This window comes from Bradyrhizobium sp. AZCC 2289 (assembly GCF_036924615.1).
GTDB lineage: Bacteria > Pseudomonadota > Alphaproteobacteria > Rhizobiales > Xanthobacteraceae > Bradyrhizobium.
In genome coordinates this window covers 2,327,762-2,354,396 of the sequence record NZ_JAZHRY010000001.1, presented here as the reverse complement: position 1 = coordinate 2,354,396, position 26,635 = coordinate 2,327,762, and the positions used below count along the sequence as shown (strand labels likewise).

Here is a 26,635-nt window from a genome sequence, read left to right as displayed (position 1 = left end):
AATGACGGTCACTAAGGAGATACGGTTATGTTAAGAGAATTCCGTCCCGCCATCATCATCCTGGTCCTGCTCACGCTGATCACGGGCCTTGCCTATCCCCTCGCCATGACCGCGATTGCCGGCGTGATCTTTCCGAAGCAGGCCCAGGGCAGCCTGATCGAGAAGGACGGCAAGGTGGTTGGCTCCGCCCTGATCGGCCAGGAGTTCAAGGACGACAAGTATTTCCACGGCCGGCCCTCGGCGACCTCGGCGCCGGATCCGGCCGATTCGACCAAGACGGTTTCGGCGCCGTACAATGCGGCCAATTCCGGCGGTTCCAACCTCGGCCCGACCAGCAAGGCGCTGAACGATCGGGTCAAGGAAGACGTCGAGAAGCTGAAGGCGGAAAATCCGTCCGCGGCGGTGCCGGTCGATCTCGTCACCACGTCCGGCAGCGGCCTCGATCCCGACATCTCGCCGGAAGCCGCGCTGTTCCAGGTGCCCCGGGTCGCGAAGGCCCGGAACATGCCGGAAGACTTGGTCCGCCAGGTGGTCGTGATGAACACCCAGGGCCGTCTTGCCGGACTGCTCGGCGAGCCGCGCGTCAATGTGCTGACGCTGAATTTGGCCTTGGATCGCGCCGCATCGAAATAACGAGTGTCTAGGCTGGACCCAGGCTGAGGTCTATATTGTCATAATGGTCCAGCAGCGCCGCGATTCCGAACAACGCCCCTCGCCGGAGGCCCTGCTGGAGGCGGCCCGGCGCGAGGACAGCCGTGCCGGGCGGCTCAAGATCTTCGTCGGCGCCGCTCCCGGCGTCGGCAAGACCTATGAAATGCTGCAGAGCGCGCACGCCAAATTGAAGGCCGGTGCCGACGTCGTCGTCGGCGTCGTCGAGACCCACGGGCGGGTCGAGACCGAGGCGCTGCTGGTCGGGCTTGAGGTTCTCCCGCGCAAGCGGCTCGAATACAAGGACCAGTTGCTCGAGGAGATGGACCTCGACGCGCTGATTGCGCGCCATCCGCAGATCGCGCTGGTCGATGAACTCGCCCACACCAATGCGCCCGGCAGCCGCCATCCCAAGCGCTACCTCGACGTCGAGGAACTGGTCTCCCACGGCATCGACGTCTATACCGCGGTCAATATCCAGCACATCGAAAGCCTCAACGACGTGGTCGCGCAGATCACCCATGTGCGGGTGCGCGAAACCGTGCCGGATTCGGCGTTCGACCGCGCCGACGCAATCGAGCTGATCGACCTCACGCCGGACGATCTGATCCAGCGGCTTAGGGAAGGCAAGGTCTACGTCCCGAAACAGGCCGAGCGCGCGCTCGAGCATTATTTCTCGCCGGGCAATCTGACCGCGCTGCGCGAGCTCGCCTTGCGGCGGACCGCCGAGCGGGTCGACGAACAGCTCTTGACCCATATGCAGGCCAACGCGATCGCGGGCCCCTGGGCCGCGGGCGAGCGCATCCTGGCCTGCCTCAGCGAGGATCCGCGGTCGGCGGGGCTCGTGCGCTACACCAAGCGGTTGGCGGACCGGCTGCATGCGCCATGGACCGCGATCAGCATTGAGACGAGGCGGAGCCTGCAACTGACCGACGAGCAGCGCGACCGGCTGGCCGACACGTTGCGGCTGGCGGAAGCGCTGGGCGGCGAGGCCATCACCATTCCCGGCGTCGGACGCCGGATCGCCGACGACATCATCGGCTTTGCGCAGGCCAACAACGTCACGCAGATCATCATCGGCAAGTCGACGCGCTCCCTGTGGTTCGAGCTCAGGCGCGGCTCGGTCGTCCACGACCTGGTGCGGCGCGCCGGCAATATCAGCGTCAACGTGATCGCCGGCGAGGAGCTCGCTGCGGAGCCGGTTCCGAAGAAGACCGTGCGCGCGGCCGAGCGGCCCGAACCGTTCGATCCCAAGCCGTATCTGATGTCGCTGCTGATCGTGGCCGTCGGCCTCGGCGCCGCTGAACTGATTCAGCCGATGTTCGGTATCGAGAACGTCGATCTGGTGTTCCTGACGGCCGTGGTCGGCGTCGCGGTTCGTTACGGGTTGTGGCCATCGCTGTTCGCCAGCGTCGCGGCATCGCTGAGCTACAACTTCTTCTTTCTGCCGCCGGTCTATACCTTCACCATCACCGATCCGACCAATGTCGCCGCGTTCTTCTTCTTCATGCTGATCGCGATCCTGGTTTCCAACGTCGCCGCGCGTGTGCGCTTGCAGGCCGATACCGCGATCGGCCGGGTGCGGACCACGGAGTCGCTGTACGCCTTCAGCCGGAAGCTCGCGGGTACCGCGACGCTGGACGATGTGCTGTGGGCGACCGCCTATCAGACCGCCCTGATGCTGAAGGTGCGGGTGGTGTTGCTGTTGCCCGAAGAGGGCGTCCTTACCGTCAAGACCGGCTACCCGCCCGAGGACGAACTCGACAAGGCCGACCTTGCCGCGGCGAACTGGGCGTGGGGTAACGATCGCGCGGCCGGTCGCGGTGCGGATACGCTGCCGGGCGCCAAGCGCCTGTTTCTGCCGATGCGAACCGGACGCGGGCCGATCGGCGTCATCGGCATCGACGACGACAGGACCGGACCGCTGCTCGCGCCGGACCAGCGCCGGCTGCTCGACGCGCTGATGGATCAGGGCGCGCTTGCGATCGAACGCGTGCAGCTGGTCGAGGACATGGACCGGGTCAAGCGTACCGTGGAATCCGATCGCCTGCGGTCGGCGCTATTGACCTCGATCTCGCACGATCTGAAAACACCGCTGGCCTCGGTGCTGGGCGCGGCCAGCACGATGCGCGATCTTGCGAGCGGCCTGAGCGATGCCGAAAAGCGCGATTTGCTGGCAACCGTGATCGACGAATCCGAACGGCTCAACCGCTTCATCGCCAATCTGCTCGACATGACCAAACTGGAATCCGGCGCCATCGTGCCGAATACCGCGTTGCACGATGTGGGCGAGATCGTCGGCAGCGTATTGCGGCGCGCCAGCAAGATTCTCGCGAGCCACAGGGTTTCGCTGGAGCTAGCCGCCGATTTGCCGATGCTGGAACTCGACGCCGTCCTGTTCGAGCAGGTGCTCTTCAACCTGCTCGACAATGCGGCGAAATACGCGCCCGCCGACACCACGATTTCGATCAGGAGCTTGCGGGAAAGGGATTTTGTATGCCTGCAAATCATCGACGAGGGCGACGGGTTTCCGCCAGCGGAGTTGGAGATGGTATTTGACAAGTTCTACCGCGCGCAAAAGGGCGACCATGTCCGCCCCGGCACCGGGCTTGGCCTGGCGATTTCGCGCGGTTTCGTCGAGGCCATGCGCGGCACGATCCTGGCCGCCAACCGCTCCGACCGCAGTGGCGCCGTGCTGACCGTTCGGCTTCCGATTCCGGCGGCATCAAATGCATTGGACACCGCCGCATGAGCGCCGCACCGATCAAGGTTCTCGTCATCGACGACGAGCCGCCGATCCGCAAGCTGTTGCGGATGGGGTTGAGCACGCAGGGTTACGAGATCCTGGAAGCCTCCAACGGCAAGATCGGGCTCGAATTGCTGGCGCAGGATCCCGCCCTCATCATTCTCGATCTCGGCTTGCCGGACATCCAGGGCCATGACTTGCTGCGCATGATTCGCGGGCGCAACGACAGCGTCCCGGTCGTTGTGCTGTCGAGCCGCGGCGACGAGGCCGGCAAGGTCCAGGCGCTCGATCTCGGCGCCGACGATTATCTGACCAAGCCGTTCGGGATGGACGAGCTGCTGGCGCGGATGCGCGCGGCGTTGCGGCATCAATTGCAGGTCCATGGCGAACGCCCGGTATTCCGATCGGGCGACCTTGCGGTCGACCTGGTGCGCCGAATCGTCAAGGTCGGCGAGAAGGACGTCAAACTGTCACCCAAGGAGTATGAGCTGTTGCGCGTGCTGGTGCAGCATGCCGGCAAGGTGCTGACCCATCGGTTTCTGCTGAAGGAGCTGTGGGACGAACTGACCGACGCACAATATCTGCGGGTTTATGTTCGCCAGCTCCGGCAGAAGATCGAGACCGACCCGGAGCGTCCGCAATTCGTGCTGACCGAAACCGGCATCGGCTACCGGCTGCGCGCGCCGGACTAGGTTGCCAAACCCACATATCATCCGAGACCGGATCGATGCTAGGATGCGTCCTCTTGGAGCGACCATGAAAATTTCCGATCTGCTGTCGCCAGCGGACGTCACGATCGACGTCCGTGCTTCGAACAAGGCGTTGCTGTTGAAGGAATTCGCAACCAGGGCCGCGGCTGGTCTTGGTCTGCCCGCCGATCGGGTTGCGTCCTACCTGCTCAAGCGGGAAGAACTGGGATCGACCGGAATAGGCAAGGGCGTCGCCATCCCCCATGCCCGGTTGCCGGATCTGCAGCGGCCCTGTGGGCTGCTTGCGAAACTGAAGCAACCGATCGAATTCGACGCCATCGACGGGCAAGCGGTGGACATCCTGTTCGTTCTGTTGTTGCCCGCGGCTGCGGAGACCGAAGCGCTCGCGGCACTCGCGCTGGTGGCCCGGACGCTGCGGCCGCCGGAGAATCTCGCGCGATTGCGGGCCGCCAAAACCGCATCCGAGCTTTATTCGGCGATCGCCTGAGGGCCGCGCATCTCGGCGGCGTGGTCCGGAACTTTCACGAGCTGCGCCGATTGTTTCCCGGTAACCGGGAGAAACACCATGGCACGAAAATATTCGAAGAAGGCTTCCGCCGATGTCGAGCGCGCGATGAAGAAGCGCAAGGCCGGCACGTTGAAGAGCGGCCGGTCCGGCAAGACGGTCAAGAGCCGCAAGCAGGCGATTGCGATCGGCCTGTCCGAAGCGCGGGCGAAGGGCAGGAAGGTGCCGAAGAAGGCGTCCCGGAAGCGGACAGCGGCCAAGGCCCGTAAAGCCGCTTGACGGCCACTGGGCCTTTCCAATCGGCGCAAGGAGCAACTACACTCTCCGGGGCGAATTCGCGACCCCGCGGCGCGTTTCGCCCGAGTCGTGCAGATCGAGTTGGGAAACGTCGACCGTGTGAGGCTTGACCGTGTCGCTGAGAAACCTGTCCACGTACCGGAAGAAACGTGATTTCGAAAAGACCGACGAGCCCTCCGGCGAGGTCAAGGTCGCGCCTGCAAAACACCGCCGCTTCGTGATCCAGAAGCATGATGCGACAAGGCTGCATTACGATCTCCGGCTGGAGTTTGACGGTGTCTTCAAATCCTGGGCGGTGACCCGCGGCCCATCGCTCGATCCGCACGACAAGCGGCTGGCGGTCGAGGTGGAGGATCACCCGCTCGATTACGGCGATTTCGAAGGCACGATTCCCGAGAGCGAATATGGCGGCGGCACCGTGCAGCTCTGGGACCGCGGCTACTGGGAATCCGACGATCCCGACCGCGGCTTCAAGAAGGGCGATCTGAAATTCACCCTGCACGGCGAGAAGCTGCACGGCAGCTGGGTGCTGGTGCGGATGAAGGGCGATCGCTACGGCGGCAAGCGGACCAACTGGCTGTTGATCAAGCACCGCGACGCGTTTGCGAAGGAAGGCGAGGCCAACGCGTTCGTCAATGCGGATCTCTCGGTCGCATCGGGGCGATCGATGGCCGAGATTGCCGAGGGCAAGGGCAAGGCGCCAAAGCCGTTCATGCTGGCCAAAGGCGGCAAGACCAAAGCCGACGCGGTCTGGCATTCCAATCGTGGCGAGGCGGCCGAGGCCCGCGCCAAAACCAAGGCGCCGTCGCCCAAGGCGCGCGCTGCCGCAAAAGCACCGAAGGCCAAAAAGGTCTCGTCGATGCCGGATTTCGTCGCGCCGCAGCTTTGCGCCTCGGTCGAGCGCCCGCCGAATTCGGATGGCTGGTGCCATGAGATCAAATTCGACGGCTACCGCGTGCAGTTGCGCGTTGAGGACGGCGAGGCGGCGCTGAAGACCCGCAAGGGGCTGGACTGGACCGAAAAATTCCAAGGCATCGCCAAAGCCGCAAAATCGCTTCCCGACGCGTTGATCGACGGCGAGATCGTCGCGCTCGATCGCAACGGCGCGCCGGATTTTTCGACGCTGCAGGCCGCGATCTCCGACGGCAAGACCGGCGGGCTCATCTTCTTTGCGTTCGACCTGCTGTTTGCCGATGGCGAAGATCTGCGCCCGCTGCCGCTCGGCGAACGCAAGGCGCGGCTGAGGAAATTGCTGGAGGCCCGTAAAGGCAAGGACGGACCGATCCGCTATGTCGAACATTTCGAAGGCGGCGGCGATGCGATCCTGCAAGCGGCCCGCAAGCTGTCGTTCGAAGGCATCGTCTCCAAAAAGCTCGAGGCGCCCTATCGTTCCGGCCGGTCCGACCACTGGACCAAGGCCAAGTGCCGCGCCGGGCACGAGGTCGTGCTGGGCGGCTGGAAAACCACCAACGGCAAATTCCGTTCGCTGATGGCCGGCGTCTATCGCGGCGATCATCTGGCCTTTGTCGGTATCGTCGGCACCGGGTTCGGGCAGGACACGGTTCGCCGCATCATGCCGGCGCTGAAGGCGGCGGCGTCGGACAGGAGCCCGTTCGGCGGCAAGGACGCGCCGAAGAAAACCCGCGACGTGCATTGGCTGAAGCCTGAACTGGTCGCCGAAATCGAATTCGCAGGCTGGACCGACGGCGGCAATATCCGGCAGGCGGCGTTCAAGGGCCTTCGGCAGGACAAGCCCGCCATCGAGGTGGAGGCGGAGAGACCATCGATGACCAGGCTTGCCAGACCGGCCGGGAAAGCCGCGACGACAGCCGCACGGCCGGCGGCGAAGAAATCTGCCGAAGTGATGGGCGTCGTGATCTCAAAGCCCGACAAGGAGCTGTGGCCGGATGCCGGCGATGGCGCCGGGGTGACGAAACTCGACCTGGCCCGATATTTCGAATTGGTCGGCGAATGGATGATCGGCTATTTGAAAGGTCGGCCATGCTCCGTGGTCCGGGCGCCGGATGGCATCAACGGCGAAAAATTCTTTCAGCGTCATGCGATGCCCAGCACGTCGAATCTGCTGGAACTCGTCAAAGTCTCCGGCGACCGCAAACCCTATTTGCAGATCGACCGGATCGAGGGTCTCGCGGCCGTGGCACAGAGCGGCGGGCTCGAACTGCATCCCTGGAACTGCGCGCCGGATGCCTATGACGTGCCGGGGCGGTTGGTGTTCGATCTCGATCCGGCGCCGGAGGTTGATTTCTCGGAGGTCATCGAGGCCGCCAGGGAGATGCGGCAACGGCTGACCGCGGTCGGGCTGGAGAGCTTTTGCAAGACCACCGGCGGCAAGGGCCTGCACGTCGTGACGCCGCTGCTTCACGGCGCCAGGGACAGGGTGACGTGGAAGGAAGCCAAGGCGTTTGCGCTGGGCATCTGCCAGTGGATAGCGAACGACGATCCCGGGCGCTATCTGCTCAACATGTCGAAGAAGATGCGCAGTGGAAAAATCTTCCTCGATTATTTGCGCAACGACCGGATGTCGACCGCGGTTGCGGTGTTGTCGCCGCGGGCGCGCGAGGGCTCCACCGTCTCGATGCCGCTGACCTGGGCGCAGCTGCGCGGCGATCTCGATCCGAAGCGCTACACCGTACGCACCGTGCCGGCGCTGCTGGTGAAGACCAAAGCGTGGGAAGGATATCAGGATGCGGCGTCATCGATAAAGGCGGCGATGAAGAAGCTGGGGACTCAGATCTGACTCCTGTCATTCCGGGGCGCGACGTAGTCGCGAACCCGGAATCCCAAGTTGTAGCGCGAGATTCCGGGTTCTCGCTGACGCGAGCCCCGGAATGACACTGTGCCTCAGAGCTTCCCAAGCAACAGCAATATCAGCAAGATCACGACCACCAGACCAAGTCCGCCACCGCCGTAATAACCGGTTCCGTAAAACGGTCCGCCGCCGACGCCGCTGAATCCGCCGAGCAGCGCGATGACGAGAATGATGAGAATGATCGTTCCGAGTGACATTAAATCTCTCCTCAGCCCATAGGCCTGTTTGCTCTCTGCCTTCAGCAGGAAAACGAACGGCGACTATGAAGGTTCCATTTGGTACGTCGCGACAGCGCGCGCACGGCTCTTCTTTTCGAGCGATCTGGAATTACATGCTGTTGGATCAAAGAGGATTTCAGCGATGTCCGCACCATTGGTCGTTTCGATTCCACATAGTCTCGGCCGCGAAGAAGCCGTGCGCCGCCTGAAGACGGGGCTGACGCGCGCGGCTTCGAGCGTGCCGGTGTTGCAGGTCGATGAGGAAAGATGGGAGGACAATCGCATGATCTTTCGCGTTCGCGCATTGGGACAAGCGGTCGCGGGCCAGGTCGATGTCGCCGACGATCATGTGCGCGTGGAGGTCCTGCTGCCGTGGTTGCTGCAGCGTTTTGCTGAAGCAGCCCAGGCTGCGATCCGCAATCGCGGCAGTCTGCTGCTGACGAAACGAAATTGATGCGTTGCGTGTGATTGTGCCTTGCAGCAAAGAAAAGTTTTCGAAGAACAGACGCACTCCGTAGTTTCATCAGCTTACTGGTAACGAATTTTGTGGGATCATGCAGGCCTGCGCGGGAGGAGGGAACCGACCTTCGTCGTCGGCACGACAACCGCCGGGCCGCCCGGCCATCGATCCCGGGCGGCCTTCGCATTTGCGAAAGGTCGGTTACGCGCGAATTCGTTGGCGCGCCGGCTTCGAAGCGCCGGCGACGCTGGCCTTGAGCACCGCAACCGGCAGATACCGGAAGAGGGTCGAAAGCTCGCTTTCGCCAGCTTCCGTCGCATATCCCTTGAGGTCGATCGCGCCATCGAAGGCATCGGCGCGCGGCCAGGTGCGTCCACCTTCCGTGAACGCCGCGCAGGATTTCGCGACCGCGACAATGGCTGCATCGCGGCCGCGCCGCCGCGCAAAGGCGATGACATGATCGCGATGCCGCCCGCTCACGCCCAGTGGCTGATAGTCGCCGTCGGCAAACACATCGGCGAGTTCGGTCCGCAGCTTCAGGAGCTGTCGGGTCCACGCCAGTTTCAAATGGCCATTGGTCCAATGCCGCGCGAGGTGTTCCCAATCCGGTGTTTCGACGGCGGTCAGCACCGTACCGCGCCCGGCAAAATCCACCGGCCGCCGGTTGTCCGGATCGACCAGCGAAAGATCCCAGAATTCCGTGCCCTGATAGAAGTCCGGCACACCGGGCATCGTTGCCTTCAGCGTAAGCTGGCCCAGCGAATTCAATGCCCCCAGAAACGATACGCGCCGCGCCAGGGTTTCCAGCGAGTCCAGGAATTCGGCTGAGATGGTGCGATCCAGAATCCGCGCGATAAAGGTCGTTATTCCCGCCTCATAGGCCTGGTGCGGATTGAGCCAGCTGGTTTCCTGCTTGCCTTCGCGCGCGGCCTTCAACGCATAGGCCTGCATTCGCTCCAGAAATTTGTCGTCGCCTGGTTGCCACGCGCCCAGCAGCGCCTGGTACAGCATGTATTCGAACGTCGCCGAGGGCGCGCGCATCGCGCCTTTGGTGACGAGATGCGGCGCGTTGAAAATTTTCCAGCGCGCCACGGTGCTGGCCCATTCGCCAGGGATTTCGGCGAGCGCCATGATCCGGGCCCGTGCGTCCTCGCCACGCTTGGTGTCGTGGGTCGCGGTTGCCGTCATGCCGTGCGGCCATTCCCTGGCGCGCGTCTGCATCATGGCGTGAAAGCCGTCGACGGAAAGCGCTTTCGCCGAGGGATCGCCGCCGACCTCGTTCAGGGCCAGCAGCCGGTGGTAACGGTAGAAGGTGGTGTCCTCGAGCGACTTGGCCATCAAGGGTCCGGTGAATTGCTGCACCTTCAAGGCAAAGCGCCGGACCCGCGGCGCGCTGTGCGCCGCGCGTCCCGGCTTGATCAAATCCATGGTCAGGGTATCGCGCAGGAAGTCGAAGATGCCGTCATCGGCGGCAAACCAGTCGGCCCGCGCGCGCTCGATCGTCGCAGATATCAGCGCGCGGTCATGCGCGGCCGAACCGGACGACGTCAGATAGGTGCGATAAACCGGGAAATGCAGCACATAGAGTTCGAGCGCCTGCCGCAGGCTGTCGGCGGCATAGTCGCGGGTGGAGTAATGTCCGCTGGCGATCCGCGCCAGCAGGCGCGTCAGCACCGTGAATTCGCTGGTCAGCAGGGTTTCCAGCACCCGGCGCTTGGCATCCTTCAGGATGGGTTCGAGTTTCGGCGATTGATTGCTGATCTGCCGCCAAATCTCGTCGAGCGGCGCGAGGCCGTTGCCGTCGACCAGCGCATGGGTAATCGCATTCATCCACTCATAGCCCGTGGTGCCGTGAACGCCGGCAAAGGCATGCATCTTTTCATGCTCGCCGAGAATCTTTTCGATCACCAGATAGAACGGCCTGGCCGCGCCGCCCTGGGCAGAACGGATCAGGCGGCGCAGGCGCTGAAAATATTGCGCGGGATCGCGCAGGCCGTCGATGTGGTCGAGGCGGAGGCCCTGCAGCGTTCCCTCCGCGATCAGCTTTTTGACCAGGCGATGGATGGCATCGAACGTGCCGGCATCCTCGACCCGCAATCCCGCCAGCGTGTTGATGTCGAAGAAGCGGCGGTAGTTGATGTCGCTGGAGGCCAGCCGCCAATGGCCAAGCCGGTAATGCTGGCGTTCGAGCAGGTGATGCAGCGCCAGCGTTGGCGTGGCGCGATCGGGCCCGGCGCGGTAGGCGGCAAGCCCGCGTTCGATGATCGCAGGCCCTCCGGCGATCGCTTTCAGCTCCGCCTTGAAGGCGGGTGCTTCCTTGCGGTTGGGGTGACGCAATCCCCGGTAACGCGAGGCGAGGGCGAGGATGGCCTTGCCGGCCGGGCTGGCTTCAGCCGCGGCTTCCTTGACGATCGTGCGCAAAATCTCGCTGTAGCGTTCCGGCGCGATCGGCAGCCGATGCTCGAAATACCAGGCGGAAAAGCCACCTTCGGCCGCATCATAGCGCAGCTGGATCTCGCCGCGCTCCAGCGCCTGTCCGTAGGACGAGCCGATGATCGGCATCAGCACGCCGCCGCGGGCGCGATACGGCAATTGCTCCCAGTCGACGTCGAACGACGCCGCATGCGGCGAGGCCGGACCCCATTCCAGCACATCCAGCCACCACGGATTATCGGCAAAATGCACGCCGACATGGTTGGGCACGAAATCGAGGATCAGCCCGAGATCTTGCTGCTTCAGCGCAGCGCTGAGCCGCGCGAAGCCGGCCTCGCCGCCGAGCTCGGGATTGAACCGGGTGTGGTCGACGATGTCGTAGCCATGCGTGCTGCCCTTGCGCGCCTTCATGAACGGCGAGGCGTAGACATGCGTGATCCCGAGCGCCTTCAGATAAGGCACGACGGCAGCTGCGGCGTCGAAGTCAAAATCCGCGGTGAGTTGCAGGCGGTAGGTCGCGATCGGGATCGCCGGAGGCATTTGACTATCCGATGTGCCAGCGCACCGACCATGCGGGCATGCTCGCACTCAACGCGCTACCCCACAGCAGGGTTCCCTGCATGTGAGGGGACGCATGGCTGACGCCGCGTTCCGACAGGTTGGCCGCGAGCCGCAGCGTGGTCCGGTCGCCCATGCGCCAGTTTGCCGTCAGCAAGCCATTGGCGGCCGCATGCGCTTCGCCAAAGCGGGCGCCCGCAAGCCGTGGCACGATTTCGCGACGGCGGATGGCGAGCAACTCCCGCACCAATGCCAGCCGCGTCCGTCCGGGCTCGCCGTCGCGGGCGGCCCAATCCAGCACCGCCGACCGGGCCGTCGATTGATCGAGCGGGTCGGGAATCCCGTCGCCATATCTGGCATAGGCGCTGGCGAACTCCCTGCGGCGTCCGTGGCGCACGGCATCCGCAAGGTCGCCGTGGAAATCGCAGAAGAACGGAAACGGCGCCTTCGAGCCCCATTCCTCGCCCATGAACAGCATCGGCACCATCGGCGCCAGAAGCGTGATCGCAAGCGCCGCTTCAATCGCCCTGGCGCTCACCGTGCTTGCAAGCCGGTCGCCGAGCGCGCGGTTACCGATCTGGTCGTGGTTCTGCAGGAAGTTGACGAAGGCAATGGGCGAAAGGCCGCCGCTTGGCTCGCCGCGCGGTCGTCCGCGGCGATGCAGGGATGCCTCGCCCTGATAGATAAAACCGGAGCCGAGCGCGCGGGCGATATCGGCGAGCGGAGCGCGCTGATAGTCACGGTAATAGGCGTGGCTCTCGCCGGTCAGCAGCACATGCCAGGCGTGGTGGTAATCGTCGTTCCACTGGGCGCGGTATTGGCCATGCGGCGTCGCTTCACAGGGCGCAAGCAGGCTTGTGGCATTGTCGTCGTTTTCGAGCACCAGATGGATGTGGCGGCCGGTCTCAGCAGCGAGTTTCCCTGCTGCGAGGCTGAGATCATGCAGCATCGAGATTTCGCCAAGCTCGGCAATCGCATGCACGGCGTCCAGCCGCAGCCCGTCAAAGCGATATTCCCGCAGCCAATAGAGCGCGTTCTCGATCGCGAAATCGCGCACTTGCGCCACGCGGTAATCGATCGCGCTGCCCCACGGCGTCTGCGCGTCCGTGAAGAAGCCCGGCGCATAGCGGCCGAGATAATTCCCCTCGGGGCCAAAATGATTATAAACCACGTCGAGCAGCACCATCAGCCCGCGCGCATGCGCTGCATCGATCAGCGCCTTGAGGTCGTCGGGGCTGCCATAGGCGCTGTCGGATGCGTACCACAGCACGCCGTCGTACCCCCAGTTGCGGCGGCCGGCAAAATCCGCCAGCGGCATCAGTTCCAGCGCGGTGATGCCGGTTGCAACCAGGTGATCGAGCCTGTCGATCATGGCGCGGCAGGTGCCTTCGGGCGTGAAGGTGCCGACATGGGCTTCGAGTACGACCGCTTCGCGCCACGGCCGTCCGCGCCAGTCGGTGGTCCGCCATCGATAGGCGGCGTGATCGATTATCTCGCTCGGGCCCGAGACATCCTCGGGCTGGAAGCCGGACGCCGGATCGGGGACGTCGATCTCGTCGTCGATGCGGAATTTATAGCGTGTGCCGGCGCCGACCCCGGCAATCTCGGCGGAGAACCAGCCATCCTCGCCGCGCATCAGGGCGTGAGGCTTCTCCAGCAGCAGATCGACACGCTTGGCCGCCGGCGCCCACAGCCGAAACAGCGTGCCGGCCTTCGTCAGCTGCGGGCCGAATTGCCGCGCATTCATACCGAGCCCGCAAAGGCGAGCACGGCGCGGGGCGGCGCCTTGCTATCGGCCCCGGCGATGAAATCGGCGGAGATTTGTTTGCCGACGGCGGTGTTCAGAACCTGCCGCCAGCTCTTGTATCCGGTCGTCCTGGGCAATTTGAATGGAATCTCTTCGGGCGCTGCATTCAGAACGATAAAGATCGGCGCCTGACCTTGTTCCATCGGCCCCAGCACATAGGAGAGAAAGCGGCCTTCCGGGAAATTCCAGTCGGATTCCTTCATCTCTTCGGCGGCGGGTGTCAGCCACAACACGCCGTAGGAGCCGTCGGCGCGACGGCCGTCGAGCCAACGTTGGCAGCGAATCTGCCTGAAGTAGCGCCGCAACGCGGTCAGCTGAGCGATGAAATCCGTGAGGTCGTCGCCGTCCTTGCCGAGGTTGGCCCAGCCCACCCAGCCAACCTCGTTATCCTGGCAATAGGGATTGTTGTTGCCGGACTGCGAATTGCCGACCTCATCGCCGGCCAGAAGCAGCGGCGTACCCTGTGCCAGCAGCAAACACGCGAGCTGGTTCTTGCGCAGTTGACGGCGCAACCCGATGATCTCGGGATCGTCGGTCGGTCCCTCAATGCCGCAATTATTGCTGTGATTGTCGTTGGAGCCGTCGCGGTTTTCCTCGCCGTTGGCTTCATTGTGTTTCTCGTTATAGCTGAACAGATCCACCAGCGTAAAACCGTCATGGACGGTGATGTGATTGATGCCGGCGCGCGGCGCGCGATTGTCGTGGTGAAACAGGTCGGACGAGGCGGTCATGCGGCCCGACACTTCGCCGATCAGGCTGCCTTCACCGCTCCAGTAGCGCCGCATGGAGCTACGATAACGGTCATTCCATTCCGACCATTGCGACGGGAACGCGCCGACCTGATAGCCGCCCAGGCCGAGGTCCCAGGGTTCCGCGACCATCTTCACCGTCGAGAGCACCGGATCCTGCCGGACGGCGGTGAGGAAGGCGGCATTGCGGTCGTAACCGTTCGGCCCGCGCGCCAGCGTGGTGGCGAGATCGAAGCGAAAGCCGTCGATGTGGCAGACCTCGACCCAGTAGCGCAGCGAATCCATCACCATCTGCAGCACGCGCGGATGGGTGAGGTTGACCGAGCTGCCGCAGCCGGTGAAGTCGTCGTAGTACCGCGGGTTCTCCCGGTTCAGCCAGTAATACGACGCGTTGTCGATGCCGCGGAACGACAGCGTCGGGCCCATATGGTTGCCCTCGGCGGTGTGGTTATAGACGACGTCGAGCATCACCTCGATGCCGGCGTCGTGCAGCCGCGCGACCGTGGTACGAAAGGAATCGAGCGCGTTGTCCTGGGCGTAACGCGGCTCCGGCGCGAAGAACGCCAGCGTATTGTAGCCCCAGTAATTCGACAGCTTCTTCTCCACCAGCACCCGGTCGTCGATCAGCCCGTGGATCGGCAGCAATTCGATGGTGGTGACGCCGAGACGCCGGAGATGATCGATCATCGCGGGCGAGGAGAGCCCGCCATAGGTGCCGCGCAGGTTCGGCGGCACGTCGTCGCGCCTCTGGGTCAGGCCCTTGACGTGGGCCTCGTAGATAATGGTGTCTTCCCAGGGAATGTTGGGGCGGATTTCGCGGCGGCCCCAGTTGAAGGTCTCGTCCACCACGACCGCCTTCGGCATGCCGCGGGCATTGTCGCGGCGGTCGAAGGAAAGATCTTCGCGCGGGCTTCCGGTGCGATAGGCGAAATGCGCATCGCTCCACACCAGCCGCCCGGCAAGCCGCTTGGCGTAGGGATCGAGCAGCAGTTTGTTGGCGTTGAAACGATGGCCGTGCTCAGGCGCATAGGGCCCGTAGACGCGATAGCCATAGAGCTGTCCGGGCGAGACGTCGTTGAGATAGCCGTGCCAGACGTCTTCGGTCCGTTCGGGCAATTCGATGCGCTCGAGCTCGCGGCGGCCCTGGCCGTCGAACAGGCAGAGCTCGACCTTCTCCGCATTGGCCGAGAAAAGCGCAAAGTTGGTACCGCGTCCGTCCCAGCTTGCGCCGAGGCGTGCGGCCGTTCCCGCGGTCAATCGCATGCATCAGCTCTCCGGTACCAGAAAGATCGCGGCCAGAGGCGGGATTGTCAAATCGAGTTCGGGCACGAGGCCTTCCCGGGTCCGGACTTCGCCGATATTGCCGACATTGCTGCCGCCATAATGCGCGGAGTCCGAATTGAACACCTCGTGCCACTTGCCGGCAAACGGCACGCGGACGCGGTAATCGTAATAGACATTCGGCGAGAAATTCACCACCACGAGGCATCGCGCCCGCGCATCGTTGCCCTTGCGGATCCAGGCAAAGACGTTGCCACCCGCATCGTCGGTGATCACCCATTCGAAGCCGCCCTGGTCGCAGTCCATCTCATGCAGCGCCGGCAGCGCGCGATACAGCCGGTTGAGATCGCGGATCAGGGCGTGGATGCCGGCATATTTCTTCTGCTCAAGCAGATGCCAGTCCAGCGAACGATCGTGATTCCACTCGCGCTCCTGGCCGAACTCGCAGCCCATGAACATCAGCTTCTTGCCGGGATGGCCGAACATGAAGCTGTAATAGGCCCGCAAATTGGCGAAGCGCTGCCACTGGTCGCCGGGCATGCGGCCGAGGATCGAGCGTTTGCCGTGCACGACCTCGTCATGCGACAGCGGCAGGATGAAATTTTCCGAGAATGCGTAGTGCAGGCCGAACAGGATATCGCCGTAATGGTGCTTGCGGTGGATCGGATCCTTGCCGATGTAGTTCAGCGTGTCGTGCATCCAGCCCATGTTCCATTTGTAGCCGAAGCCGAGCCCGCCAAATTCGACCGGGCGCGACACCTGCGGCCAGGATGTCGATTCTTCCGCCGCCGTGGTGGCCTGCGGGAAGCGCGCGAATACCTCGGTGTTGAAGCGGCGCAGGAAGTCGATCGCCTCGAGGTTTTCGCGGCCGCCATATTTGTTCGGAATCCAGCCGCCTTCCGGCCGGCTGTAGTCGAGATAAAGCATGGAAGCGACGGCATCGACGCGCAGGCCGTCGACGGCGTAGCGCTCCAGCCAGAACAGCGCGTTCGACACCAGGAAATTCACGACTTCGGTGCGGCCGTAATTGTAGATCAGCGTACCCCAGTCAAGATGGCGGCCCTGCTGCGGGTTGGCATGTTCATACAACGCGGTGCCGTCGAACTGGCCGAGCCCATGCGGATCGTCGGGGAAATGCCCGGGCACCCAGTCCAGCAGCACCGCGATGCCCTCGCGATGGCAGGCGTCGACCAGGGCTGCGAAATCCTCCGGGCCACCAAAGCGGCTGGTCGGAGCAAACATGCCGGTCGGCTGGTAGCCCCAGGAGCCGTCGAACGGATGTTCGCTGACGGGGAGGAATTCGACGTGGGTGAAGCCGAGATCGCGCACATAGGCGGGAAGCTGTTCGGCGAGATCGCGATAGCTCAGCCATTCATTGTTGCCCTTGCGCCGCCAGGAGCCGAGATGGACCTCGTAGATCGAGACGGGCGCGCCGAGCGCATTGACGCCCGAAGGCGCGGGGCGCGGATGCGGAATTCTGGTCTCGTCGAATACGATCGATGCCGTCTTGGGGCGGACTTCGGCGGCAAAGGCCAGCGGATCGGATTTCAGCGCCAGATGCTGGCCGTTGCGGCCGATAATGTCGAATTTGTAGTGATCGCCGTCGCGGGCGTGCGGGATGAACAGCTCCCAGTAACCGACGCCGCGCACCCGCATCGGGTGCCGCCGGGCGTTCCAGAAATTGAAATCGCCGACCACGCTGACGCGCCGCGCGTTCGGCGCCAGCACCACGAACGCCACGCCGTCGACGCCGTCCAGCGTCATCGGATGCGCGCCGAGCTTGTCGTAGATGCGCTGATGGGTGCCTTCGCCGAGCAGATAGAGGTCGAACTCGCCCAAGATCGGCGGAAAGCGGTAGGGGTCGTCGAGATCGACGACCTTGTCGCCGAAACGGGCGCGCAACTGGTAACGCTTCGAGCCGTTCGGCAGCGCCCCGGCAAACAGCCCGGAATCGTGGATCCGCGCCAGCGGCGCCGTCTCGCCATGCTCGCCGACCGCTTCCACGTTGGAGGCTTCCGGCAGGAACGCGCGCACGACGTTCTGATCCCCCTCGGTATGAAGGCCGAGATAATGGAAGGGATCCGAGTGGCGGCCTTCGATGATCGCATAGGCCTCGGCGGGTAGTTTGGTCATGAGGCCTCAAGGGGCTGTTGCGACATAATTCGAAGCATTCCGGTCAGGGGTACGCGCAGCCATTCCGGCCGGTGCGACAGTTCATATTCGATCTCGTAGAATGCCTTCTCGAGCAGGAAGAAGTTCAGCAATCGCTCGGCAGCGTCGGGATTGGCCGGCCAAAGGCGCTGATTGGCCGCGGTCTCGCGATAGCCGGCGAGGAACGCCGCGGTTGCCCGGTCGCGCCATTCGGCGAGCGCAGCGGCGAGCCTGCCGGCGTCATCGTGAGTTACTTTTAGCGCGCGCTCAAGGGCGGCGGTTGCCGAATAATCGATCGAACGGATCAGGCCGGCGACGTCCCGCGCCGCGGGCGCCTTGCGCCGGCGTTCGGAGATGGTGCGCCTCGGCTCGCCTTCGAAGTCGATGATGAAGATGTCATCCTTGACGATCAGCATCTGACCGAGATGGAAATCGCCATGATGACGGATATTGAGCCCATCGATATCGCGCGGCATCAGCGCCTTCAGGCGATCCGGCAGGGTCGACTGGTAGGTCAGCAATTGATCCGCCAGCGGACGATCGGCCTCCTTCAGCGTATCGCGCCGATGCATCAGGGTATCGAAGACACGTTCGGCACGGGCCATGACATCGCCGATCCAGCGTTGTACGTCCTCGGGACGGGTCGGCTCTGGCGCGAAATCGGGAAGATCTTTATTGCTCGCGAGCGCGGCATGCATTTCGGCGACGCGCTGACCCGTTTGCGACATATAGCGCAGATAGGGCACCTGTTCTTCGCTTTCGCCGGGATGTTCGCTTGCCGGCAGCACGCGCTGCTCGTCGACAAAACGATCGAGATAGGCCGCGGTCACCGTCCAGGCGTCGCCCTGATTGGCAACAAACGCATGGACGATCCCGACCGCGCTTGTCCTGTCGCCCTCGACCAGTTCAACGCTGCCGAGCAGTGCTGGCGTGTTGGCGAAGCCCGCGACCTCGGTCAGGAAACGCCCCATCTCGATCTCGGGGTTGATACCGGCTTCCAATTTTCGATAGATCTTGACGACATAGTCGTCATCGACCAGCGCCGTGCTGTTGGACTGCTCGGTCTCGACGGAGCGGATGCGCTCGGGCTGCCTGATTGGCTTGTCGGAGAAACGGCTGGTCGGCTGGAATTCGAGCCGCAAACCCTGTTCGCCTTCCTCGATGATGAGCGACTGCCGCAGATTGCGCAGCAGCAGCGCGATGAAGATCTGGTCGGTGGCGACATCGAGCAGCGTTCCCTCGCGCGCGCCCTGACGAACCGCGGCGAGGGCGCGCGGGTTATAGCGCTCGCGGTCGAAGCGTACCCATTCGATCTGCAGCGGCAAGACATGGCGGGTCGTCGCGCCACGCTGCGTCGTCTCGAAGAACGCGAGCCACGGCCGGTTGTCGCCGATATCGCAGAAGGGGATGGCCGACACGAGGGTCGGCTGGATCGCTTTCGCCGAACGTTCCGGGTACCAGCGTGTGCGTGCGAGGTGGCCCGGCAAGACGTCGCGCTCGAACACGCCGCGGGTACGCGCCAGCGAGACCCATGTCGAGTTCAGCGGCACCACCAGCGTTTCGAATTCCGGCACGGCTCTGGGTACCGCCGGTTCGGATTTGTCACGCTCCTGAAGCTGGAACCAGTAGAAGCCGTAGGGCGCCAGCGTGATCATGTAGGGCAATTCGCCGATCGTCGGGAAACGCGTCCTGCCCAGCATTTCCAGCGGGATGCGGCCCTGGAACGCGGACAGATCGAGCTCGGTCGCCTGTGCCGACCGCGACAGATTGGCGACGCAGAGGATCACCTCGTCCTGATTCTGGCGGACGTAAGCCAGTACCGAACGGTTTTCCGGGCGGATGAACGTCATCGTGCCGCGGCCGAAGGCCTGCGTTGATTTGCGCACCGCGATCAGCCGCTTGGTGGAGCTGAGCAGGGACGACAGGCTGCGCGACTGCGCCTCCACGTTCACGGACTCATAGCCGTAGACGGGGTCCATGATGGTCGGAGCATAAAGCCTTGCCGGATCGGCGCGGGAGAAGCCGCCATTGCGATCCGGCGACCACTGCATCGGTGTCCGCACGCCGTTGCGGTCGCCGAGATAGATGTTGTCGCCCATGCCGATCTCGTCGCCGTAGTAGATGATCGGGGTGCCCGGGAACGACAGCAAGAGCGAGTTCATCAGCTCGATCTTGCGGCGGTCATTGTCCATCAGCGGTGCGAGCCGGCGGCGGATGCCGACATTGATGCGGGCGCGCGGATCGTTGGCGTAGGTCGACCACAGGTAATCGCGCTCGACGTCGGTGACCATTTCCAGCGTCAGCTCGTCATGGTTGCGCAGGAACAGCGCCCATTGGCAGTTGCCGGGGATATCCGGCGTCTGCCGCAGGATGTCGGTGATCGGAAAGCGGTCTTCCTGCGCGATCGCCATGTAGATGCGCGGCATCAGCGGGAAATGATAGGCCATGTGGCATTCGTCGCCGCGGCCGAAATATTCCTGCACGTCCTCCGGCCATTGGTTGGCTTCGGCCAGCAGCAGCTTGCCCTTGGCGTAGGCGTCCAGCTCGCGGCGCAGCCGCTTGATGATGGCGTGGGTCTCGGGCAGGTTCTCGTTGTTGGTGCCGTCGCGCTCGCACAGATAGGGGATGGCGTCGAGCCGGAAGCCGTCGACGCCGGTATCGAGCCAGCGCTTCATCACCTGCACGAGCGCGCTCACTACGCGCGGATTGTCGAAATTCAGGTCCGGCTGGTGCGAAAAGAAGCGGTGCCAGTAGAACTGGCCGGCTTCGGGATCCCAGGTCCAGTTCGACTTTTCGGTATCGGTGAAGATGATCCGCGTGCCCAGGTATTTCTGGTCGGTGTCGCTCCAGACATACCAGTTGCGCGCGCTTGATTTGGGATCGCTGCGGCGGGCGCGCTTGAACCAGTCGTGCTGGTCGGAGGTGTGATTGATCACGAGCTCGGTAATGACGCGCAGGCCGCGTTTCTTGGCTTCCTGGATGAAGCGCCTGAAATCCTTCATCGTCCCGAAGTCGGGATTGATGTCGCCATAGTCGGCGATGTCGTAGCCGTCGTCGCGGCCGGGGGAGGGATAGAACGGCAACAGCCACAATGCGGTGACGCCGAGCTCCTGCAGATAGGGAAGCTTCTCGGTCAGTCCCGCAAAGTCGCCGATGCCGTCATTATTGCTGTCGGCAAAGGCCTTGACATGAAGCTGATAGACGATGGCGTCCTTGTACCAGAGCTCGTCGGCGGTCTCGGTTGCGGTCAGTTCCTTGGTGTCGATCGATGACAGTACATTCATGGCCGCTGCCTCACGCCAGGCAGCGGAACAGCACGGCGGGATCGCGTGCCGGGTCGATCCGCAGGCGGATGCCGCCCCACTCGATCGGGTAACGCTCGCCGGTGACGAGGTTCTCCACCGCCGCGACATTCCGGCGGTCGTTGCCGGTGCCGACCTGGACGTCGCCGAGCGGCAGCCAGAATTCGTGGACGTCGCGCGATAGCGCAATGGCGACCGCAACCGTGTTGGTCTGGTCGACCGACTCCTTCACGAAGCCGATCACGTTGCCGTCCTCGACGGAAAGGAAGCGCAAATTGCTGGTCTGCTGCAGCGCCGTGTTGGTGCGGCGGGCGAGGTTGAGATCGCGGATATAAGGTTTGATGTTGCCGGGCCTGTCCCAGTCCCGCACCTTGATCTCGTATTTATCGGAATCGAGGTACTCCTCGCGGCCCGGGATCGGCTCGTGCTCCAGCAGTTCAAAACCGTTGTAGAGGCCGTAGGTGCTGGACAGCATAGCCGCCAGCGCGACGCGGGACTTGAACATCCAGGGCTCGCCGCTCTGCAAATGATAGGGCAGGATATCGGGCGTGTTGACGAAGAAATTCGGCCGATAGAAATCGCGCTCGGGATAGCGGGTCAGCTCGGTCAGATATTGCTCCAACTCCCAGCGCTGCGTGCGCCAGGTGAAATAGGTATAGGACTGGGTGAAGCCGAGTTTCGCCAGACCCTTCATCAGCTTCGGCCGCGTAAAGGCTTCGGCGAGGAAGATGACGTCTGGGTGGTGCAGCTGGATCTGATGGATCAGCCACTCCCAGAACCGGAACGGTTTTGTATGGGGGTTGTCGACCCGGAAGATTTTTACGCCCTGATCGACCCAAAACAAGACCACATCGCGAAGCGCATTCCATAACGCCCCGGCGTCTTCCGAAGAGAAATCGGGATTGACGATATCCTCGTATTTCTTGGGCGGGTTTTCTGCATAGCGCATCGAGCCGTCCGGCCGGCGCTTGAACCATTGCGGATGCTGCTTGAGCCATGGATGGTCCGGTGCGCATTGCACGGCGAAGTCCAGCGCCACTTCCATGTCGTGCTGCTTGCACGCTGCCACGAAGGCGCGAAAATCTTCCAGCGTGCCCAATTCCGGGTGCACGGCGTCGTGGCCGCCTTCGGCACCGCCGATGGCATACGGACTGCCGGGATCGGCTTCGGCGGCGGCCACGGCGTTGTTGCGGCCCTTGCGATTGACTCTCCCGATCGGGTGGATCGGCGTGAAATAGACGACGTCAAACCCCATCGCCGCGACGTCAGGCAGGCGATCGATGCAATCCCTGAACGTCCCGTGCTGGCCGGGCGTCTTTCCCTGGCTTCGCGGCACCATTTCATACCAGGTGCCGTTGCGTGCCCGCGGCCGGTCGGCGACGAACGGGTAGAGCTGCGACCGCGTAAGGTCGGGCCGCAACTGGCTCTCGGCCATGGCCTCTTTCAGTTCGGGGGCGAGCAGCGGCGCGGTATCGCCGGTCTGCAGATAATCCTCGCATTGTTTGAGGATGACAGCCGCCGCGGCGCGCCCTCCGGCCTGCGCCTTGGTGAGCAAGCCCGCGCCCTCGATGGCGTCGAGGGTGAGGTCGGCGCCGGCTTTCTGTTTCAGCTCAAAGCCATGGCGCCAGGTGGCGAATTCGTCGGTCCAGGCTTCGATCGCGTAGACATATCGGCCCGGAGCGTCCGGGACGAAAGAACCGCCCCAGCGGTCGTTGCTATGGAGGGTCATCGGCTCGCGACGCCATTCCCGGTCGAACTCGCCGCGCCAGACCAGCGCTGCGGCGACCACGTCGTGCCCGTCGCGATAGACATCGGCCCATACCTCGACGCGCTCGCCGACGATTCGTTTGACCGGAAAACGGCCGCCATCGATCAAGGGATAAACATCCTCGATATGGAAAGCGCCGATGGCACTCTCGACAGTTTGCGTAGTTTTGTTCACGGTGATGCCGCCATTGGTGTGGAAATGACGTCCCGGTCACAGGAAGGAGACGCGCCGAGCCTATATACAAAGCCGCTCGCCGGGCATTGGTTCCCGGGGAACGCCGGGCAGGGCAGAACGTTAAACATCGTCTATCCCCTTCCTGTATTTAGACAATTTCGCGACGCCTCTTGGGTTGTTGCGTGCAAAGCGCGTGCCGAATGGACCTTTTCGCTCAAGCCAGAAACCGGGGAATCCAGACCGAATTTATCGACGGTCAAGGCCATCGCCGTGTGACGGACGCGGCGGCGCTCAAGATCATCCTGGATTCCCTGCCACCGCAGACACCACGCCGCCTGCTCGCTGAGCCGGTCGTGGTTCGATCCGGCCAGCCCGCGCGCAGCGAACTGTCGCAGGCTGCCACATTGCCCCTGCAATGGAAAATCGTGGCTGGCTCTAAGGTTATCGCCGAGGGAAGAACCTCCGATCACGTTATCGTCTGGCCACAGGACTTGCCGCCGGGTGTCCACCGGCTCAATCTGACCGATGCGTCCTCATTCACCGAAGATGTGCCGCTGATCGTGGCGCCGGCAAGGGCCTTTGGCGGGGATTTCGACCGCTGCTGGCTGCTCGCGGTCCAGCTCTATGGCGTCCGCTCGGCGCGCAACTGGGGGATGGGGGACTTCACCGACCTCCACGGCCTGATCGAATTGGCGCACCATCTGGGTGCCGACGGCGTCGGCCTCAACCCGCTGCACGCGCTGTTCGACGACCGGCCCGGCGATTGCAGCCCGTATTCGCCCAACAGCCGGCTGTTCCTCAATGCGCTCTATATCGATGTCGAAAAACTTCCCGAATACCGCGCCGATCCCCAGGCCAGGGGCGTGCTCGCGCATCTGCGGGCCAACGACGTGGTCGATTATGTCGCGGTGGCCGGGCTGAAATGGCGGGCGTTGCGGGCGGCGTTCGACGCCTTCAAAATCAATCCAAACGCCGAACGCAAGCAGGATTTTGAAAAATTCCGCGCCGACCGCGCGCCATTGCTGTCGCACTTCGCCTGCTTCGAGGTGCTGCGGCACAAGTTCAACAAGGCCTGGTGGGAATGGCCGGAGCAATGGCGGCAGCCCGACGAGGCCAGATGCGCCGGCTTGCGCAACGGCGCCGACGCGCCGGAAATCGAATTCGTCGAATTCGTGCAATGGACCGCCGACCGGCAATTGCAGGCGTGCAAGGATCACGCGCACCGGCTCGGCATGAAGGTCGGGCTCTATCTCGACGTCGCCGTCGGCGTGCAATCCGGCGGGTTCGATGCCTGGAACGAGCAGGCGGCGATCTCGCGCCATCTCGGGATCGGCGCGCCGCCGGATCCGCTGGCTCCCGCCGGGCAGGACTGGGGCCTCGCGGGTTTCAATGCCGCCGGGCTGGAATCGCAGTCGTTTGAGCCCTATCGCGAGATGTTGCGCGCCTCGATGCGTCACGCCGGTGCGATCCGGCTCGACCATGTGCTGGGCTTGGAGCGGCTCTACCTCGTGCCGCGCGGGTTCAGTGCGGCTGATGGCGTCTATATGCAGATGCCGCTCGAGGCGCTGCTGGCCGTGACCGCGCAGCAAAGCGTCGCGCATCGCTGCGTCGTGATCGGCGAAGACCTCGGCACCGTGCCGGAGGGCTTTCGCGCGCGGATGGCCGATTGGGGCATCTGGTCCTATCTGGTGATGATGTTCGAGCGCGAGGATCACGGCCCGTTCAGGGGCGTCGACCATTACGCGGCCAATGCGCTGGTCACCTTCAATACCCACGATCTCTCGACCTATGCCGGCTGGCGCTCCTTCAGCGATCTGAAGCTGAAGCGCTCGCTCGGAATGGATCCGGGGGAGAGCGACGATGCGCGCTGGCATGCGCTGACCATGCTGGACGATGTACTGCGTCACCATGCCATCGACAACCACGATCTCTATTCGGTGCTGCAGTTCCTGGCGCGAACCAAATCCAGGATGCTGGCGGTCTCGCTGGAGGATCTGCTCGGCCTGATCGACCAGCCGAACATCCCCGGCACTGTGGACGAACATCCGAACTGGCGGCGGCGGCTTCCAGTCTCGATTGAGCATATTGCCTCCGCCGTCGACATCGACGCGCTCAAGCGCGCGATGCGTGAGCGCGCCTCGATTTGATTTAAAACGGTATTGAAACGTGTCGTGCCGAATCGAAGATTATGGGCTGATCGGCGACTGCGAGACCGCAGCGCTGGTCGGCCGCGACGGATCGATCGACTGGCTGTGCTGGCCGGCGTTCGATTCCGACGCCTGCTTTGCGGCATTGCTCGGCACATCGAAGAACGGCCGCTGGCAGATCGCGCCCTCGGGCAAAATCACAAAGACCTCGCGGCGTTACCGGGACAACACGCTGATCCTGGAAACGCGATTCGAGACCGCCGATGGCGTGGTTGCCCTGATCGATTTCATGCCGCCGCGCGGCAAGGCCTCCGACGTGGTCCGGCTGGTGCGCGGTATCAGCGGCCGGGTGAAGCTGCGGATGCAGCTGGTGATCCGGTTCGGCTTCGGCACCGATATTCCCTGGGTCAAGAAAAACCCGGATGGTTCCGGGCTGCTTGCGATTTGCGGCCAGGACATGACGGTGTTGCGAACGCCGGTCGAGACCCGCGGCGAAGATTTGACCACGGTGGCCGATTTCGAAGTAAGCGAGGGTGAAACCGTCCCCTTCGTCCTCACCTACGGACCCTCCCATCTGCCGGTGCCCGAGCCGATCAATCCCGCGCAGGCCTTGCAGGATACCGAAGATTTCTGGACCGAATGGCGCAGCCACTGCAGCTATGACGGCGCCAATCGCGATCTCGTCATGCGCTCGCTGATCACGCTGAAGGCGCTGACCTATGCTCCGACCGGCGGCATCGTCGCCGCGCCCACGACCTCGCTGCCGGAAAAGCTCGGCGGGCAGCGCAATTGGGATTATCGCTTTTGCTGGCTGCGCGATGCCACCTTCACGCTGCTGGCGCTGATGAACTCCGGCTATACCGAGGAAGCCGCGGCCTGGCATAATTGGCTGCTGCGGGTGGTGGCGGGATCGCCGGCCAACATGCAGATCATGTATGGCATCATGGGCCAGCGGCGCCTGCTGGAATGGGAAGCTGGCTGGCTGCCCGGTTACGAAGGAGCAAAGCCGGTCCGGGTCGGCAACGCCGCGCACGCGCAGCTGCAGCTCGACGTCTATGGCGAGCTGATCGACGCTTTCCACCAGTCACGGATGGCGAAGCTGCAACTCGACGAAGGAAGCTGGGCGCTCGAATGCACTGTGCTCGAGCATCTCGCGGACGAATGGGATCGGCCGGACCACGGCATCTGGGAACGGCGCGGCGACGGCAAACATTACGTCTCGTCGAAAGTCATGACCTGGGTCGCCTTCGACCGCGGCATCAAGAGCGCCGAAAAATTCGGATTCAAGGCGCCGCTCGAGAAGTGGCGGACCCTGCGCGATACCATCCATCGCGAGACCTGCGAAAACGGCTTTGATCCTGAACTAAACGCGTTCGTGGAGTCCTACGGTTCGAAACTGCTCGATGCCAGCATCCTGATGCTGCCGTCGGTCGGGTTCCTTCCGCCGTCGGACCCTCGCGTTCGCGGCACGCTGGCCGCGATCGAAAAATATCTGATGCGGGACGGATTCGTGCTGCGGCACGATCCCCGCGAAGTATCCGACGAAAAGCAGCCGATCGAAGGCGCGTTCCTGGCCTGCAGCCTCTGGCTCGCCGACGCTTATGTGCTGGCGGGAGAGACCGCAAAGGCGCAAGCACTGTTCGACCGCGTGGTCGCGGTCGCCAATGATCTCGGCCTGCTGGCCGAGGAATTCGACCCCGGCGCCGGCCGCCAGACCGGCAATTTCCCGCAGGCGCTGACGCATATCGCACTGATCAACACCGCGCATAACCTCAGCGACGCCATGAAAACCACCGAGAAGCCGGCGGTGCAGCGGTCGAAATAGCTCGATCCATCGCGCGTCGCGTGGAA

The 26,635-nt window shown here is 63.6% G+C and carries 15 protein-coding genes and 1 pseudogene; 9 read left to right on the top strand and 7 right to left on the bottom strand.

Going from position 1 to position 26,635, the window contains the following annotated elements:
* The first annotated feature begins 27 nt into the window (after positions 1 to 27).
* The 6 genes and pseudogenes from V1289_RS11455 (at position 28) to ligD (ending at position 7,664) form a co-directional block, all read left to right on the top strand.
* The gene (locus V1289_RS11455) at positions 28 to 633 is read left to right on the top strand and encodes a K(+)-transporting ATPase subunit C (RefSeq protein ID WP_334397051.1); all 606 of its coding nucleotides are present in this window, start codon (positions 28 to 30) and stop codon (positions 631 to 633) included.
* A 43-nt stretch (positions 634 to 676) separates the two neighbouring features.
* On the top strand, positions 677 to 3,400 hold the full coding sequence (locus V1289_RS11450) for a sensor histidine kinase KdpD (protein ID WP_334397049.1): 2,724 nt from the start codon (positions 677 to 679) through the stop codon (positions 3,398 to 3,400).
* Entirely contained in the window at positions 3,397 to 4,086 is a 690-nt protein-coding gene (locus V1289_RS11445) for a response regulator (RefSeq protein WP_074273714.1), read from the top strand. The genes V1289_RS11450 and V1289_RS11445 overlap by 4 nt, the downstream gene beginning before the upstream one ends.
* Before the next feature lie 64 nt (positions 4,087 to 4,150).
* Entirely contained in the window at positions 4,151 to 4,591 is a 441-nt protein-coding gene (locus V1289_RS11440) for a PTS sugar transporter subunit IIA (protein WP_334397046.1), read from the top strand.
* Between the two features lie 78 nt (positions 4,592 to 4,669).
* Positions 4,670 to 4,879, top strand: a pseudogene (locus tag V1289_RS11435) (DUF6496 domain-containing protein); the annotation flags it as partial.
* 139 nt (positions 4,880 to 5,018) lie between these two features.
* Positions 5,019 to 7,664: a DNA ligase D gene (gene ligD, locus V1289_RS11430; protein WP_334397045.1), complete on the top strand. Its 2,646-nt coding sequence runs from the start codon at positions 5,019 to 5,021 to the stop codon at positions 7,662 to 7,664.
* Between the two features lie 104 nt (positions 7,665 to 7,768).
* Here the strand turns inward: ligD and V1289_RS11425 are convergent, their stop codons facing one another.
* Positions 7,769 to 7,933, bottom strand: coding sequence for a DUF3309 family protein (locus V1289_RS11425; protein ID WP_334397044.1), 165 nt, complete (start codon positions 7,931 to 7,933; stop codon positions 7,769 to 7,771).
* 163 nt (positions 7,934 to 8,096) lie between these two features.
* Here V1289_RS11425 and V1289_RS11420 point away from each other — a divergent pair, with 163 nt between their 5' ends.
* Complete coding sequence (locus tag V1289_RS11420; protein WP_334407402.1) at positions 8,097 to 8,408, top strand: polyhydroxyalkanoic acid system family protein; 312 nt, start codon at positions 8,097 to 8,099, stop codon at positions 8,406 to 8,408.
* Between the two features lie 207 nt (positions 8,409 to 8,615).
* Here the strand turns inward: V1289_RS11420 and treY are convergent, their stop codons facing one another.
* Genes treY through V1289_RS11390 form a run of 6 tightly spaced genes read right to left on the bottom strand, consistent with a single transcriptional unit; the run spans position 8,616 to position 22,637 of the window.
* The gene (gene treY, locus V1289_RS11415; protein WP_334397043.1) at positions 8,616 to 11,387 is read right to left on the bottom strand and encodes a malto-oligosyltrehalose synthase; all 2,772 of its coding nucleotides are present in this window, start codon (positions 11,385 to 11,387) and stop codon (positions 8,616 to 8,618) included.
* Positions 11,388 to 11,391: 4 nt separating this feature from the next.
* Positions 11,392 to 13,152 (bottom strand): malto-oligosyltrehalose trehalohydrolase, encoded by a 1,761-nt coding sequence (gene treZ / locus V1289_RS11410; protein WP_334397042.1) that lies wholly within the window; start codon positions 13,150 to 13,152, stop codon positions 11,392 to 11,394.
* A complete protein-coding gene (glgX, locus tag V1289_RS11405; protein ID WP_334397041.1) occupies positions 13,149 to 15,224 on the bottom strand; it encodes a glycogen debranching protein GlgX in 2,076 nt (691 codons plus the stop codon). The genes treZ and glgX overlap by 4 nt, the downstream gene beginning before the upstream one ends.
* 3 nt (positions 15,225 to 15,227) lie before the next feature.
* Complete coding sequence (glgB, locus tag V1289_RS11400) at positions 15,228 to 17,375, bottom strand: 1,4-alpha-glucan branching protein GlgB (RefSeq protein ID WP_334397040.1); 2,148 nt, start codon at positions 17,373 to 17,375, stop codon at positions 15,228 to 15,230.
* Positions 17,372 to 20,677: a maltose alpha-D-glucosyltransferase gene (treS, locus tag V1289_RS11395; protein WP_334397039.1), complete on the bottom strand. Its 3,306-nt coding sequence runs from the start codon at positions 20,675 to 20,677 to the stop codon at positions 17,372 to 17,374. Before treS ends, glgB begins: the two co-directional genes overlap by 4 nt.
* A 10-nt stretch (positions 20,678 to 20,687) precedes the next feature.
* A complete protein-coding gene (locus V1289_RS11390) occupies positions 20,688 to 22,637 on the bottom strand; it encodes an alpha-1,4-glucan--maltose-1-phosphate maltosyltransferase (RefSeq protein ID WP_334397038.1) in 1,950 nt (649 codons plus the stop codon).
* A gap of 200 nt (positions 22,638 to 22,837) precedes the next feature.
* Here V1289_RS11390 and malQ point away from each other — a divergent pair, with 200 nt between their 5' ends.
* A complete protein-coding gene (malQ, locus tag V1289_RS11385) occupies positions 22,838 to 24,784 on the top strand; it encodes a 4-alpha-glucanotransferase (RefSeq protein ID WP_334397037.1) in 1,947 nt (648 codons plus the stop codon).
* Between the two features lie 19 nt (positions 24,785 to 24,803).
* Positions 24,804 to 26,609, top strand: a complete 1,806-nt coding sequence (locus V1289_RS11380) for a glycoside hydrolase family 15 protein (RefSeq protein ID WP_334397036.1) — start codon at positions 24,804 to 24,806, stop codon at positions 26,607 to 26,609.
* Positions 26,610 to 26,635: the final 26 nt, after the last annotated feature.